This window comes from Psychrobacter sp. PL19 (assembly GCF_017875835.1).
In the GTDB taxonomy this organism is placed as follows: Bacteria; Pseudomonadota; Gammaproteobacteria; order Pseudomonadales; family Moraxellaceae; genus Psychrobacter.
Map to the genome: position 1 here is coordinate 1635087 of NZ_JAGING010000001.1, position 15750 is coordinate 1650836.

General features: G+C 43.5%; 11 protein-coding genes. 4 read left to right on the forward strand and 7 right to left on the reverse strand.

Features of this window, described 5'->3' with window-relative positions:
• The first annotated feature begins 152 nt into the window (after positions 1 to 152).
• The 4 genes from clpB to H4W00_RS06685 all read left to right on the forward strand — a co-directional run bounded on the left by clpB (position 153) and on the right by H4W00_RS06685 (position 8047).
• Positions 153 to 2747, forward strand: a complete 2595-nt coding sequence (clpB, locus tag H4W00_RS06670; protein WP_209956800.1) for an ATP-dependent chaperone ClpB — start codon at positions 153 to 155, stop codon at positions 2745 to 2747.
• A 242-nt stretch (positions 2748 to 2989) separates the two neighbouring features.
• Entirely contained in the window at positions 2990 to 4246 is a 1257-nt protein-coding gene (locus tag H4W00_RS06675) for a PQQ-dependent sugar dehydrogenase (protein WP_442966461.1), read from the forward strand.
• Positions 4247 to 4483: 237 nt separating this feature from the next.
• The gene (locus H4W00_RS06680) at positions 4484 to 6133 is read left to right on the forward strand and encodes a BCCT family transporter (RefSeq protein ID WP_209956801.1); all 1650 of its coding nucleotides are present in this window, start codon (positions 4484 to 4486) and stop codon (positions 6131 to 6133) included.
• Between the two features lie 258 nt (positions 6134 to 6391).
• Positions 6392 to 8047 carry a BCCT family transporter gene (locus H4W00_RS06685; RefSeq protein WP_209956802.1) on the forward strand — a complete coding sequence of 552 codons (1656 nt, stop codon included), beginning with the start codon at positions 6392 to 6394 and terminating at the stop codon, positions 8045 to 8047.
• Between the two features lie 195 nt (positions 8048 to 8242).
• Here the strand turns inward: H4W00_RS06685 and H4W00_RS06690 are convergent, their stop codons facing one another.
• From H4W00_RS06690 to H4W00_RS06720, 7 genes are all read right to left on the reverse strand, one after another.
• On the reverse strand, positions 8243 to 8584 hold the full coding sequence (locus H4W00_RS06690; protein WP_209956803.1) for a hypothetical protein: 342 nt from the start codon (positions 8582 to 8584) through the stop codon (positions 8243 to 8245).
• A 198-nt stretch (positions 8585 to 8782) separates the two neighbouring features.
• Complete coding sequence (locus H4W00_RS06695; protein WP_327192343.1) at positions 8783 to 9067, reverse strand: DUF3144 domain-containing protein; 285 nt, start codon at positions 9065 to 9067, stop codon at positions 8783 to 8785.
• Between the two features lie 428 nt (positions 9068 to 9495).
• Positions 9496 to 10662 (reverse strand): methionine adenosyltransferase, encoded by a 1167-nt coding sequence (gene metK, locus H4W00_RS06700; protein ID WP_209956805.1) that lies wholly within the window; start codon positions 10660 to 10662, stop codon positions 9496 to 9498.
• Between the two features lie 427 nt (positions 10663 to 11089).
• A complete protein-coding gene (gene nth, locus H4W00_RS06705) occupies positions 11090 to 11785 on the reverse strand; it encodes an endonuclease III (RefSeq protein ID WP_209956806.1) in 696 nt (231 codons plus the stop codon).
• 94 nt (positions 11786 to 11879) lie between these two features.
• Positions 11880 to 12812 (reverse strand): RnfABCDGE type electron transport complex subunit B, encoded by a 933-nt coding sequence (locus H4W00_RS06710; protein ID WP_209956807.1) that lies wholly within the window; start codon positions 12810 to 12812, stop codon positions 11880 to 11882.
• Between the two features lie 108 nt (positions 12813 to 12920).
• The gene (gene nudC / locus H4W00_RS06715; protein ID WP_209956808.1) at positions 12921 to 13940 is read right to left on the reverse strand and encodes an NAD(+) diphosphatase; all 1020 of its coding nucleotides are present in this window, start codon (positions 13938 to 13940) and stop codon (positions 12921 to 12923) included.
• 88 nt (positions 13941 to 14028) lie between these two features.
• Positions 14029 to 15711, reverse strand: a complete 1683-nt coding sequence (locus H4W00_RS06720) for a hypothetical protein (protein WP_209956809.1) — start codon at positions 15709 to 15711, stop codon at positions 14029 to 14031.
• Positions 15712 to 15750: the final 39 nt, after the last annotated feature.

A 15750-nucleotide genomic window follows, 5' to 3' on the forward strand; every position in this document is an offset into this window, starting at 1 on the left:
CTGATAAGTAAATATTTATTATCCACGTGATGCAGTCCTTAGTTGAAATTCGACTTGACCTGCCATATATAAATAATAGCTAACAGTAAGCGGTAACCTCAAATACTTATAAAAACTCCGCTACTTAACCTTAATTATAGAAGGACATAATGATGAGATTCGAAAAATTTACTCAAAAATTGCAAACCGCTATTCAAGAAGCACAAAGTTTGGCACTAGGGCATGATCATACCGGTATTGATCCTGTGCATTTACTGGGCATATTACTGCAAGATGAAGCTAATTTGTCTATCTGTCAGCAAGCAGGGGCTTCTATCCCAGCACTGAAAAATGGGGTGGCAAAAGCTCTAGACAAGCAAGCGACTATTGCTGAGCCTACTGGAGACGTTAATCTAAACCCAAGCTCAGTAAAAATATTGAACCTTGCTGATCGCCAAGCACAAAAAGAAGGCGATGACTTCATCGCTACTGAATGGGTGATATTGGCATTAGCAGAGCAAGGCGAAACCAAAAAAATATTTGAAAGTGCTGGCGTGACTGCGGCCAAACTCAAAGTGGTCATCGAAGAGCTACGCGGTAACGAGACCGTTAACAACCAGAACGCGGAAGATCAGCGCGATGCGCTAAATAAATATACGATTAACCTGACGGAACAGGCTGAACTTGGCAAGCTCGATCCGGTGATTGGCCGTGATGAAGAGATACGCCGTACTATTCAAGTCCTGTCACGCCGTACTAAAAATAACCCAGTGCTCATTGGTGAACCTGGAGTGGGTAAAACTGCGATTGTCGAAGGGTTAGCACAAAAAATTATCAATGGTGATGTGCCAGAAGGTCTACGCCGTAAAGAAGTCTTGTCCTTAGATTTAGGCTCATTGATAGCAGGCGCGAAGTTCCGCGGTGAGTTTGAAGAGCGCCTCAAAAGTGTGCTTAGTGACTTATCGAAGCAAGAAGGCAATGTGATTTTATTCATTGATGAGCTGCATACTCTAGTTGGCGCGGGTAAAGCGGATGGTGCCATGGATGCTGGTAATATGTTAAAACCTGCGCTGGCACGCGGTGAGTTGCACTGCGTCGGTGCGACTACCTTAGATGAATATCGCAAATACATCGAAAAAGATGCTGCTCTTGAGCGCCGCTTTCAAAAAGTATTGGTCGATGAGCCCACCGTTGAAGATACCATTGCCATTTTGCGTGGCCTCAAAGAGCGTTATGAGTTGCATCACGGTGTCGATATTCAAGACAGTGCGATCATTGCCGCGGCGCGCATGAGTCATCGCTATATTACCGATCGTAAGCTGCCTGATAAAGCCATTGATTTGATCGATGAGGCTGCCAGCCGTCTACGAATGGAAATGGACAGTAAGCCTGAATCTTTAGGGAAGCTTGATAGCCGTCTCATTCAACTAAAAATGCAGCGCGAAGTGCTCAAAAACGAAGAAGATGCCGGTGCGCAGGCGGAGTTAAAATCGTTAAATCAGCAAATCGATGAATTAGACAAAGAATACGCTGATTTAAATGAAATTTGGCAAGCAGAAAAAGCGTTGGTTAAAGGCAGTCAACAGCTCAAAGACGAGCTGGATAAAGCGCGTACTGCTTATGATAAAGTGAGCCGCGAAGGTGATTATGAAGCGATGTCTAAGCTGCAATATGAGACTATTCCACAGCTTGAGCGCCGTATTCATGAGTTCGATCTGGCTGAGCAAAAAGAGCAGAGTGACACACCCAGTGTTAAACTATTGCGTAATAAAGTCACCGACAATGAGATCGCCGAAGTCGTCAGTGCAGCAACGGGTATTCCGGTCAGTAAAATGATGCAAGGCGAGCGCGATAAGCTGCTGGCAATGGAAGAGAAGTTGCATGAGCGCGTTATTGGTCAGGATGAAGCGGTAGAAGCGGTTGCCAATGCGGTGCGCCGTAGTCGCGCAGGCTTGTCTGATCCTAACCGTCCTTCAGGGTCGTTCTTATTTTTAGGACCAACAGGGGTAGGTAAAACTGAGCTGACCAAATCACTTGCTAACTTCTTGTTTGACTCTGAAGATTCGCTGGTGCGAATTGATATGAGTGAGTATATGGAAAAACACAGCGTTAGTCGTTTGGTGGGTGCGCCTCCAGGTTACGTGGGCTACGAAGAAGGCGGTGCGTTGACCGAAGCGATACGCCGTAAGCCTTATAGTGTCGTGCTGTTTGATGAGGTTGAAAAAGCGCATCCTGATGTGTTTAACATTCTATTACAAGTGTTGGATGACGGGCGTTTGACCGACTCACAAGGTCGAGTGGTAGATTTTAAAAACACGGTTATCATTATGACTAGTAACTTAGGCTCGCATAAAATCCAAGAAATGGTTGGCGAGAGCTACGATGATATTAAAGCGGAAGTTATGAGCTCAGTCGGCGAGCATTTCCGTCCAGAGTTCGTTAACCGTATTGATGAGATTGTCGTCTTCCATGCGCTCGGTCAAGAGCAAATGTCGGGTATTGCTGATATTCAGATTGATCGTTTGCGTGGCCGTTTGCAAGAGCGCGAGCTAGACATTGCCTTGTCCGATGCGGCGATGAGTCAATTGGTCGCGGTAGGCTACGATCCTGTCTATGGCGCGCGTCCACTAAAACGTGCCATTCAACAAGAGATCGAAAACCCATTATCTTTAAGGTTGTTGGCTGGTGACTTTGTGGCGGGTGACATCATCAAAGTTGATATTGGCGCTAACGATAAACTCACTTTCGATAAGCTGAGAATGAGTTAAGACTAGGCCCTTATTTAGTCTTTTAACGCTATTAGTCTTTTAACGTCAATTTTTTAATCTAAGATTGTAATACCGACCCCTTATTTGCACCAGCGGATAAGGGGTTTTATTTTTTTACCTCCTAAGCAATTCTACTGTGTTATAAATAAGTTGCGTTGTAATAAAAAACTGATACGGGTGAATAACTAATTTCGGGGACCAAAATGTTAATCAATACCAAACGTACAAGCGCTGTTTTGAGCATGATGGCACTATTATTTAGCACCTCTGCCTGCTCTAACCCATCAACGGTGAACACAGATACAGCAAGGGTGGAAAAGGCTGATAATAAACCAGCCAATAACATCCAGACATCTGACGATTCTATATCCGATGGGAAAACGCGTAATAATAAACCTGCTTTTACGACCCAAGCCGTCGCTAGCTTTGATGAGCCGTGGGCTATGACCGCGCTACCTAAAAATGATAATGGTAGTAGCTCTGAACCGCTCAAACTGCTAGTGACCCAAAAGACAGGGGAGTTATTCGTTGTTGACACTGATAGCGGAAGTAAGACGGCAATAGGCGGGGTACCTAAAGTCGCTTATGGTGGGCAAGGGGGATTAGGCGATATTATTCTTGCGCCAGACTTTGCAACTAGCAATATGGTATATCTAAGTTATATAGAAGCTGGTACAGGTTCTAAAAATAATACTTTTGGGGCTAAAGTCATTAAAGCCAAACTGATGGGGTTGAAGACCATGACACCAAGCCTGCAATCAATCGTCCCAATTTGGCAGCAGACGCCAAAAGTTAAAGGACAAGGGCATTATAGCCACCGTTTACTATTTTCCCCTGATGGACGTTATTTATATATTAGCTCTGGTGATCGGCAGGCAAAAGACCCCGCGCAAGACATGACTGTCAACTTGGGTAAAATAATACGGCTGAATTCTGATGGCTCTGTACCAGCAGACAATCCATTTGTTCGTAATACTAATACCAATGACATCACCCAGCAAGTTTGGACACTAGGTCATCGTAATGTACTGGGTATGGTCTTTGATAAAGCAGGCAAACTTTGGGTACATGAAATGGGTCCAAAAGGCGGGGATGAGTTCAATTTGATAGAAAAAGGCAGCAATTATGGTTGGCCTATGGTGTCTAATGGGCGTAATTATTCAGGCACTGATATCCCTGATCATGATACCCGACCTGATCTTGTCGCGCCCAAAATTACCTGGACGCCGGTGATATCGCCGTCCTCTATGAGTATATATTCGACCGGTAGCTATAATGACTTTCCGGCATGGCAAGGCAATGCGCTGATCAGTGGCCTATCATCCAAAGCGTTGATAGTGGTGAATTTGGCTGCAAGTAATACTACTAATAATGCCCCTTATGAGCGTTATCGCTACGACATGGGTCAGCGTATCCGTGGTGTACTGGCGGTAGATGGTCAAGTGTGGTTATTAGAAGATGGCAATAATGGTAAGTTATTGCGATTGCTGCCTGATTAAATAAGGTGTTCACACGGCTGGCTCGATAAATTGGCCGATACTCAGAACCGCATATGTCGTAGCAAGTGTGGGATTTTTTGAGCGTTACTATTGTCAATAACGTATTATAATACTGGCGAACTTAACATAAGATATTGAAAATAAGTCAATTATTTTTATCAGGTTGGTTTTTGTAAAAAATTGATAATTAGTGGTTAGTTTGTTAAAGTGACTTTCCTTAAAATTTGAGATTAGAAAATGGATCATGTAAAAGTTGGTAGGTTAGGTCCGTTTCCGCGGGTGAGTAAGCCCGTTTTTATTACTTCAGCGTTACTTATCGTTGGATTTATTATTTTTGGTGCTTTTTTTACCGAGACTGCGGGTACGCTATTTAGCTTTTTACAAAACTTTATCACCGATAAATTTGGCTGGATGTTTATTATTTTAGTCAACACAGCGTTAATACTTTGTATTTATCTGGCAACGAGCCGTTACGGTGACATTCGTTTGGGGGCGCAAACTGAGACGCCGCAATACAGCCTGTTTTCTTGGATTGGAATGTTGTTTTCGGCTGGCATCGGTATCGGGCTGGTGTATTGGGGAACTGCTGAGCCGTTATACCATTTTATGGCACCGCCACTTGGTGAAGCCGAAACAGTTGAAGCCGCCAAGCAGGCCATGAGTATCTCATTTTTACATTGGGGACTACATGCCTGGGCGATTTATACCATAGTGGCCTTGTCTTTAGCTTACTTTCATTTTCGCCGTGGACTGCCTTTATCTATTCGTTCAACGCTATATCCAATATTGGGTAAAAAGATTTACGGTCGCTGGGGTCATATGGTCGATATCTTAGCGGTATTTGGTACCATGTTCGGCGTAGTGACGTCCCTAGGTTTAGGGGTCATGCAGATTAACTCAGGCCTCGAAGGGTTATTTGGTATACCAAACAACTTGACGGTGCAGTTTATTATCATTGCGTTTGTAACCGCCTTAGCTTGCGGGTCTCTGATGTTAGGTCTTGATAAAGGTATCAAGCGCTTAAGTGATATTAATATGGGCTTTACGGGTGTACTGCTCGCCTTTATGGTAATTCTAGGGCCAACACTATTCATTTTTAATAGCTTCATTGAAAATATCGGCAATTATCTAGTAGCCCTAGTACCGTTGTCAACATGGGGCGAGTCTTATAGTAATACCGACTGGCAGAGCGCTTGGACGATATTCTATTGGGCATGGTGGGTAAGCTGGGCACCATTCGTAGGGGTATTTATCGCGCGTATTAGCCGTGGTCGTACTATCCGTGAGTTTGTATTGGGTGTTCTATTCATTCCCATGTTGATTCTGTTTTTCTGGTTTACCACCTTTGGTGGTGTGGCTATTCATATGGAGCTGCTAGCCGCCCTTGACCCAGCATTGGTCAGTCCAGGATTGGTCGAAGCGGTACAAGCGGATAGCGGTAGCGCCATTTTTAAACTGGTTGAGTATTATCCACTTGCCAAGCCGATCACCTTGTTAATCGTAATTATGATTGTCCTTTGGTTCGTGACCTCATCGGATTCAGCAAGTTTCGTTATTGATATGCTGACCGCGGGTGGCGATACCAATCCACCGAAGATTCAGCGCTTATTTTGGGCAATCATGGAAGGCTTAATTGCCGCTATACTATTAGCAGCAGGTGGATTAAGTGCGTTACAAGCAGCCGCTATTGTCGCTGGACTACCGTTTGCTTTGGTAATATTTGTGATGATGTATGCGCTGTTGCGCGGCTTAAGTCGAGATCGATTGATACTTTATCGGGCGCAGCAGTACTTTATTACTGAGGAATCAGCAGATCATAACTCGGCTAACGAGTTCGTCGATGAGAAACTATTGAAAGGGCCACCTAAGCTTACTAAGGGGGACTAAAAACTGGTACCAGTTATTTTGTCAGTTATCTGATTAAGAACTTTATTAAGCAACGGCCAATGACATTGTTCTGAATTAAGAAGTTAATTCTCTATAAGTTAGTTGTAATGTACCGTTAACATTTCCATAACATTAAACCCTAAGGTAGCACGCCGCCTTAGGGTTTAATTGTTTTCAACCCGTTAATGTGTCTGACTAGATTTGATAGTTACTAAATATGTTGTTAAGGTATGCTCCTTAAAAATTTGAGATTACTACATGGATCATGTGAAAGTTGGCCGATTGGGCCCTTTTCCACGGGTAAGCAAACCTGTGTTTTTATCTTCGACAATTCTAATTGTCGCATTTATTATCTTTGGCGCCTTTTTTAACGATTTGGCGAGTGAAGTGTTTGGCCAAGCAAAAGCGTTTATTTCTCTGCGTTTTGGCTGGTTCTTTATTGTGGTGGTCAATTTAACTTTAGTTATGAGCATTTACATGATGTTTAGTCGATACGGTGATATCAGGCTCGGCCATCAGAACGAGAAGCCGGAGTATAACCTAGTATCTTGGATTGGCATGCTGTTTTCAGCCGGTATCGGTATTGGATTGCTCTATTGGGGTACGGCTGAGCCGTTATATCATTTCATGGCGCCACCATTAGGAGAGGCTGAAACGATCGCTGCTGCTAAGCAGGCAATGAACATCTCGTTCTTGCATTATGGTCTACATGTATGGGCTCTCTACGGAATGGTCGCTTTGTCATTGGCTTATTTTCATTATCGTCGCGGCCTACCACTGGCCATTCGCTCGACACTATACCCAATATTAGGTAAAAAAATCTACGGCCCATGGGGTCATACAGTCGATACTTTAGCCGTATTTGGTACCATGTTTGGGGTAGTAACCACCTTGGGTCTTGGGGTATTACAGATTAACTCAGGCCTCGAGACTTTATTTGGTATTCCCAATAATATTACTGTACAGATTATTTTGATTGCCTTTATCACTATGCTAGCAGCGCTATCTTTGTTTATGGGGCTTGATAAAGGCATTAAGCGCCTAAGTGATATTAATATCTTTTTAACCATCGTGCTACTAAGCTTTGTGATTATTTTAGGGCCTACCCAGTTTATCTTTAACAGCTTTGTCGAAAATATCGGTAACTATTTACATCAGGTTATCCCGTTAGGTCTCTGGACTGAGTCTTACGATGGTAAAGATAATTGGCAGTCATCATGGACGACTTTCTATTGGGCATGGTGGATTAGCTGGTCGCCATTCGTTGGGGTGTTCATTGCGCGTATCTCTCGTGGCCGTACTATTCGCGAGTTTATATTAGGCGTATTATTGATCCCTATTACTATTCTGTTTTTATGGTTTACAGCCTTTGGTGGCGCAGCGGTACACATGGAAATGCTAGCGGCTGCTGATCCCAGTATGGTTAGTCCTGGTCTTATCGAAGCGGTACAAGCAGATTATGGTAGTGCGATCTTTAAGTTAATGGAGTCCTATCCCTTTGCACAACCTGTGACGCTACTGATCATCGTAATGATTGTACTGTGGTTTGTGACCTCGTCAGATTCGGCTAGCTTTGTCATCGATATGTTGACCTCTGGTGGGGATACTAACCCACCGAAGATTCAACGTCTATTTTGGGCAGGAACTGAAGGCGTTATTGCTGCGGTATTATTGGCAGCAGGGGGCTTAGGTGCACTACAAGCGGCCTCTATTGTCTCGGGCTTCCCGTTTGCTATTGTGATCGTGGTGATGATGTATGCGCTACTACGTGGCTTAAGTCGCGATCGTTTGATTCTGTATCGCAACCAGCAATGGTTCACTACTGAGGAATCTGCAGAGCATAACTCAGCCAATGAATTCCGTGATGAGCATTTATTAGAAGGCCCACCAAAAATTAATGAGCCCAATAAGTAACCGTTCTAAAAACGGCTAAAAATTAGTGTTAATAATAAAAAACCCAGCTTGTCACTAAGCTGGGTTTTTTATCTTGGCTCGGCTAGGAAATATGCCAGCAGTGTGTTATGTATCGATATTACTTTTCATTGACTGTAGTTAATATTCTAGAAAGTTATGACTGAAAGCATGGGATGCACTGGTAAGCTTGTCAGGTTATGAGCACTCTCCCTTAACATAACCACTCGCTTCCGGAGTGCCACACGCTGAGCAGGCGTTACCTGCAGTACGATAATTTATCTCTGATTTGGTTTTAATAGTGACGCAGACAGGATCGTATTGCATGGTACACAGGTTATTTTTAGGATTAAAAGATGGGCACTGAGTGAAGTCGACTGCGTTAGACGCTTCATTATTAGTATTGGCAGAGTAAGGTGATTGCAGAGGAGTGGTATCGGGAGCGGGGATATTGACTATACCAGTACAGCCCGCCAAAGCCATCGTTATTGACAATCCCAATATTGATAGCCATGATCGGGATAAATTTTTAGTAGTCATAAGATGTCCTTGTCTATGGATGCAATGAACTTTATTAAAATTATATTCAAGCTTGAATCAATTATTCATCATCATACCCTATTCATCATCATATCTTATTTTCCATATCGTAGAAAATAATGAAGGTGGGAAGAGTCTATTGCGCACAAAAAAATAGCCCATCAATTAGATGGGCTATTACGTTGGTTAATACGTTAATTATGACTCTTTATCTATATTAATGTATTTGTCAAAATTTTGTGCATAATCAGTCAGATTGTCACTCAGCATTTGACGGTATTGTTTGACATAGAATTCTACAATATCGTCTTTTTCTTTAGCAAAGTCTTCACCTTTGATAAAGCCAATTGAGGCGACCGAGGCGCTATAACGGGCTGCTGCATATAGTAGGGATGCGCCCACTTGTCCTGAATGCGCATCATCACCTAATTGATTGTTTGCAACACCAATAATAGCATCAGCGCGTTGATAAAATCCTTGCATTTCTTTAGTAATTTCAACACTAGCATTATTGTCAGTATTAGCACTGTCATTGAGATTCAAGTGGTCGTCTTGCACATTGCCTTGATTATTATCTTGATTATTGTCTTGAGACATAAGCTGTTCCTATTAACGATGTATATATATGGGTTTATAGTGAGCCAACTACCAAGTTGTTATGGTGTCAGACCCACTTAATGTACGATGTGTACTATTGACGTTGGTCTTGCTTGCAGTAATTCATATCCGATTGACTGGGTAAAATGGGTCATTAAAATAATAATGCTTAAAAGAATAATAGCCATAGTGTAACCTAAAATTGACCGGTAAAAATAAAAGCCGGACTCCTATTCACGCATAATGCTGTTATGAAGTCCGGCTTTTACATTTTTTTGACTATTACTTATGACTATAAATCGTAAATATATGAGTTATAGACCAGCATCTGCTTTTAGCATTTCCGCCTTATCTGTTTTTTCCCAAGTAAAGGCAGTCTCAGAACCTTCGCGCCCAAAATGTCCGAAGGTAGCGGTTTGCTGATACATAGGCTGTAGTAAGTTAAGCATACGAGTAATACCATAAGGACGCAAATCAAAATGTTTACGAATCAGACGGATGATTTCATCAGAGCTGATTTTACCAGTACCAAAGGTATTGACCGAAATAGAAGTCGGTTCAGCAACACCGATAGCATAACTAATTTGTACTTCACAGCGCTCAGCAATACCTGCTGCGACCAAGTTTTTGGCAACATAACGTACCGCGTAAGCGGCGCTACGATCGACTTTTGAAGGATCCTTACCGCTGAATGCACCGCCACCATGACGCGCCATACCGCCGTAAGTATCAACAATAATTTTGCGTCCAGTCAGTCCTGCGTCACCAACGGGACCACCGATGACGAACTTACCGGTTGGGTTGATATGATAACGAGTACCAGCATGTAACAAATCGGCTGGCAGTACTTGCTTAATAATTGATTCCATTATGGCTTCTTGTAGATCCGTCTGAGAAATACTAGGGTCATGCTGGGTAGATAGCACCACTGCATCAATAGCTACAGGACGGTCACCATCGTATTTTAGCGTTACTTGCGCTTTGGCATCTGGACGTAACCATGGTAGCTCACCGGCCCGGCGTAATTCAGACTGACGTTCCATTAAGCGATGTGCATACTCAATAGCGGCTGGCATTAATACTTCAGTTTCATTACTGGCATAACCAAACATAAGGCCCTGGTCGCCAGCACCTTGCTCTTCTGGATTGTTGCGATCGACACCTTGGGCAATTTCAGGGGACTGCTTACCAAGCATGTTGATGACCGCACAGGTCTCACCATCAAATCCAAGATCTGAATGATGATAGCCAATACCGTTGACGGTATCACGTACAATACGTTCAAAATCAATGTTAGCGGTGGTGGTTATCTCACCTGCCAATACCACTGCGCCCGTTTTGACTAGCGTTTCACATGCCACGCGCGCATGCAGATCCTCACGTAAGATGGCATCAAGTATAGCATCTGAGATTTGGTCAGCCATCTTATCGGGATGGCCTTCGCTTACGGATTCTGAAGTAAATAAGTTGTATTCAGGCATAATGGGATCACTTAATTGAATCAATAAAAGTAGAAAAAAGCATAACGGCTGAGCGCAGCTTTAATTAATATGAGCCTTGCAATCATTTGCTCGGCAGTTAATTGGTTTTGCTAAATAGTCTTAAAATATACTTAAATATAGGTATTACTGATATAGGTGTTACTAACAATATGCTGCTGTATTTGGATGGTTTTGGCTTAAAACTATTAAGATAAAATTAACGCTCAATTACCGCTATTATTACGCTCATCACCTTATTGTTATCATGGCAATTAAGGTACGGTGTTGGCTTAAAAATAGACTTATTCTACCCTTAAACATCACAAAACTCTAGTGAGCTGCGCTTGTTCTATTATAAGTAATACTCAACAATACGTTTGTCAGGTCAAAATAGCGCTGTAACCCGTTGCTGAACCTACTAATAGCATCACAAATCTACAAATACCGCTTTGTCTTTAAACCTGCATTCAGCATACACTGGGCAGGCGCCACATTTTGGCGTGCGTGCTTGACACGTATAGCGCCCATGCAAGATAAGATAATGATGCGCATCAAGCATCAAGTCATCTGGAATGCGCTCGACTAGCTTTTTCTCTACTATTAATACGTTTTTACCTGTTGCCAGTCCAGTACGATTGCCTACGCGAAAGATATGGGTATCAACCGCCATAGTTGGTTGACCAAAGGCGGTATTGAGTACCACGTTAGCCGTCTTACGACCGACGCCAGCTAATGACTCTAGGTCTTTACGGTTATCAGGGACTTGGCTATTAAATGTAGTGATTAAATCGCGGCAAGTTTTGATTACGTTTTTAGCCTTGGCATTATATAAGCCAATATTTTTAATATACGCTTTGAGTCCGTCTTCGCCTAAGGCCAAAATTGCCTCAGGAGTATTGGCCACTGGATACAACTGTTGGGTGGCAATATTGACACTCACATCCGTTGCTTGCGCGGATAGAATCACTGCGATCAGTAGCTCAAAGTGACTGTGGTAATTTAATTCAGTCACTGGCTCCTCAATCGTCGCTGCCAACTTTTCAAAAAAGGGGCGCACGTCGCGATTGAGCAAGCGTCTCGAGGGCGGGGTATCTGCCGTTTTATGCTTAACAGTTTTACTCATGGTATTTTGGCTGTTGTTAGTGAATGTGAATATCAATATATTTACAGCTATTATTTTAGGAATAACGCTTAGGTATCGGGTCAGGGGAGCGTGACTATAGCTGAGACAGTTGCGCTTGTAACGCTTCAAGCTCAGCTTGCTTGCTGCTATTTTCTCGGACGCTTAGCTGCTTCTCTAGCTTTTTAATTTTGCTGCGTAGCTTGGCTGCAGCAATGGTATCTTTTGCTTGTTGCTCACTGATATCAAGTGTTTGCGTGGTAGCGTTATTAAGTTTGGCCTCTACCATACTGACGACAGGTCTACTATTACTGCTATCAGCAAGCTGCTCGGTGACGCGTCTGAGATGATTGTGATAACGTTGACGCAGGTCGTCCTGCTCTTGTACACGCTCGGAAGTTGGTAACGGTCGCTCAATAGTAACCAAATCAATGCAATCCACTGGGCAGGGCGCTATGCACAGCTCGCAGCCGGTGCACAAATCGGTAAAAATAGTATGCATATGCTTGCCCGTACCGACAATGGCATCGACCGGACAGGCAGGGATACACTTGGTACAGCCGATACAATCATCTTCACGGATAACCGCCCGTACTTCACGAGGGCGCTCGGTTAGAGCGTCTATCGGCCACTTTGAAGGTACTGCAGTCAATGAGTCGGTAGGATTGGGGACGCTTGGGTCATAGGCAACTGAGTTTATTGCGACCGGACTTTTTGTGGCATGACTTTTTGCGATAGAGTCTTTTATAACCGTTTTTTGCTTAACAATATTACCTATCGCGTCACTAACAGGCTGACCACCGGGTACGCATTTATTGTACGGCTCGCCGTCGATGACAATGGCAGTTGCATAAGGCAGACAGCCGTCTGGATGATCACAGAGACCACACTGAGTTTGTGGTAAGCAGGCATCAACTTGCACAATCTTTGCCTGTATTTCGGCGGGCAGGGTCTCTATGCTTAACGTATTAAAGAGTATCGGCAGATTTGCTAAGCGTGTGTGCGTAGTGGCGTGTATAGTACTGGGCATTTAATTCATGGCCTTAAGACTGGCGTAAAGAAAGTGGCAATATATGAGTGGCAATATGTACATGACGATATACAACAGTATTAATAGTAACAGTAGCCATAATAAACGCTAAAGCGACAGGCCCTGCTCATGAACAATTTGCGCTATCAACTCATAAGCGATGCTGCCTTTAAACGGTATCTTAGGCAGGTTAGAGATATCAAAAAAATCGGCGTGCGACAGCTCATCTTCTTGCAGTACGATATCACCACTCGCATAAGACGCCCGAAATCCAAGCATCAAATTAGACGGGAACGGCCACGGTTGACTACTGACATAGCGAATGTCTGTCAAACCGAGACCGACTTCCTCAGCTACTTCTCGTACCACTGCATGCTCTAAACTTTCGCCCACTTCTACAAACCCTGCAATCAAGCCATATTGTAACGGTTGGCTTTGCTTGCCGTAACGATGATGATGTGCCAATAAAACCTGCATTTCACCCGTTTGTGGGTTGGGACGGGTAATGGCAGTAATAACACAAGGCTGTACTCGTGGATATTGGCGTAGTTGGCAGACTTTACACACCATAGCGCGCTCATCTAGTCTAGCAGCACTCACTTTGGAACCACAACGACTACAAAACTGGGTATCGGCTTGCCAGCGTAGCAATTGTACAGCTTGGCTAAGCTGGGCGGAAAGCGCCATGGGCAGTTGAGTGATGAGCTGTCGATAGGTAATAAAAGCGTTACTATCTGAAGTGCTATCTGAAGTGCTATCTGAAATACTACTTAAATTGCTATCTATAATTACTGGCAACGCAATATTATTCGCTACAGCATAGCCATAAGTAATGGCGCTGGTTGCCGGCGCACTAGCCTTTATAGCGTCGACGTCCATGCTGACTTCGCTGTCACTATTAGCAGCACCATTAGTAACGCAGCAATCAGGCTTCCAATGATTGGGTGCGAGACTTTCAACTAACTCTACGCGCCCAACTTGATAAGCTTGTAGACATTCACTATCGTTTACGGTGGCAACATCAGCAAGGCTATCAAAATTAGGCAGTTGAACCTGTAGTGGCCACCAGCCATCAAGTGTTTTCTGACATAGGATGGTCTCATCATTAAATATAAAAGTGCTGGTCATAATAAGCTATCCAAGGCAAGCATAAGCCAAATCAGGCACAAACTTGTTCAAAATAATGGGTTTAATAGTAGCAAAACAGCCATAATGGTTAAGCAGCAAGTAACTGACTTAAGCTGTACTGAGCGACATCAAGCGAGCACTTGCTCACAGGACGATTGTGCTCAAACCCATCCAAGCGATAATCTACTGCCATCATCACATCAGCGATATAAGTGAGGCTATCGTCTTCGATACGCTGCTCGTTTGTGAGACACTGTTGGATATAATCTGCCAATTGATTGAGCATGTTGGCAGCGGTTGGTAGTTGTAAAAAACGTACAGCACCGGCAACTTGGCGTAGCATCTCAGGCATATTTTGAATATTAAGCATATCCCGCTCTGCCTCAGATAGGTAATCATTGATGGCTTGTTCCGCACTAGCAATGGCAGTACGACTCTCTTGTACTAGGGTGTTATAGGCAGTATTAAGTTGGTGCAATGAAATATGAGGGTTATTCAGTGGCAAATAAACCGTTCCTGGGGTATGCATTTCTGCCATAGCAATGGCTGCATTTTCAGCATGCATTAACGCTAACAATAAATGATCAAAATCTTCAGGAGACGGTGTCTGCCAGTCGGTTATCGCATCTGCCGCTGCACGCAAGCTGGTTGCGGCACCTGACAAGCCTAACAAGTGTAATACTGAGCTCAGCTCTTTAAGCGCATTGATGATTTGTGCGGTTTGCATAGTGGCAGGGTTGATCATATCACCGCGTGCATAATTATCGACATTTTCTTTGATAGTATTAATTTGAGTTTGAATAATGCTGTTTAAAGTATCCGTAAGCGCACGGTTGGGACCAAGTAAGAAGCGCTTTATCTGCTCGTATTGTGATCCTTCTAGTCGGTTAAGCGCATACTGCTCACGCAGCAGCGGGCACTTTTTATTATTACGCTGGAAGGCAAAACTCACCAAGTCAGCAAAACGGCTGTCCATTATTGGCAGGTAGCTATGAAACTGTTGCTCCAAGTAAATGAGCGTATGTTTTTGGCTAAGACTCAGGGGTAACGTGGCTGCAAGATCAGTGACCGCAACCATTGCTGCTTGCCAAAACAGGCTACTTGTATGCGCCGCTATCAAGGTACAGGCAGCGCTCATAGCCTCTAGTTTTTGCTGATCATCTTGACTGAGCATGCCCTGTTGATGGTGTAGCGCTACTCCAAGGCCGCTGCGATAAGCATAGGCCAATAAGTCATTATCGAGATTAAGCTCACTCAGTGGTTGGAAGTTTTGTTCAGGGTTAGCAATAATCACGCTGCTATTACTAAAATTAGTGAAATAATCTACCGTGATAGCGGGCTCTGTTTCATAAGTATGTAGCTTATTGATAATAGGCAGTAATAGGGTCGGCTCTACCGTTTCAGTTAACAGTACAAATTCAATATAGCGGTCAAGCGTCATGATAGCTTCTGACAAGTCCATAATTAACGCGGTATCATTATTATCAGCACCATCATAAAGCCGCTGAAGACTATGAACGATAGCATTACTTAGTACCTGTCCACTCGCTAGCGCAATCATCTTAAAGATACCGGATAGCTGTTTGAAGACGTTAATAGACTCTAATAGTAACGGGGCTTGAGTATTATCGTCATTAAATTTGCCCAAATTAATTTCAGTATTTTTGAGCGTGATTATAATCTCATCATGCAATATATGTAGTGATGGTAGATCGAAGTTAGTAATACTATGGGTTGGGGCAGTTAGTGTCATTTGCTCAGACTGGTTCATAGTTTTTCCCATCAATTGCTGATCACGAGAGGTGGTTAT

What these genes read in the sequence shown, in the direction of transcription:
- clpB (WP_209956800.1), top strand. Translation starts at nt 153, where the DNA reads ATGAGATTCGAAAAATTTACTCAAAAATTGCAAACCGCTATTCAAGAA.
- H4W00_RS06675 (WP_442966461.1), top strand. Translation starts at nt 2,990, where the DNA reads ATGATGGCACTATTATTTAGCACCTCTGCCTGCTCTAACCCATCAACG.
- H4W00_RS06680 (WP_209956801.1), top strand. Translation starts at nt 4,484, where the DNA reads ATGGATCATGTAAAAGTTGGTAGGTTAGGTCCGTTTCCGCGGGTGAGT.
- H4W00_RS06685 (WP_209956802.1), top strand. Translation starts at nt 6,392, where the DNA reads ATGGATCATGTGAAAGTTGGCCGATTGGGCCCTTTTCCACGGGTAAGC.
- H4W00_RS06690 (WP_209956803.1), bottom strand. Translation starts at nt 8,584, where the DNA reads ATGACTACTAAAAATTTATCCCGATCATGGCTATCAATATTGGGATTG.
- H4W00_RS06695 (WP_327192343.1), bottom strand. Translation starts at nt 9,067, where the DNA reads ATGCAAGGATTTTATCAACGCGCTGATGCTATTATTGGTGTTGCAAAC.
- metK (WP_209956805.1), bottom strand. Translation starts at nt 10,662, where the DNA reads ATGCCTGAATACAACTTATTTACTTCAGAATCCGTAAGCGAAGGCCAT.
- nth (WP_209956806.1), bottom strand. Translation starts at nt 11,785, where the DNA reads ATGAGTAAAACTGTTAAGCATAAAACGGCAGATACCCCGCCCTCGAGA.
- H4W00_RS06710 (WP_209956807.1), bottom strand. Translation starts at nt 12,812, where the DNA reads ATGCCCAGTACTATACACGCCACTACGCACACACGCTTAGCAAATCTG.
- nudC (WP_209956808.1), bottom strand. Translation starts at nt 13,940, where the DNA reads ATGACCAGCACTTTTATATTTAATGATGAGACCATCCTATGTCAGAAA.
- H4W00_RS06720 (WP_209956809.1), bottom strand. Translation starts at nt 15,711, where the DNA reads ATGAACCAGTCTGAGCAAATGACACTAACTGCCCCAACCCATAGTATT.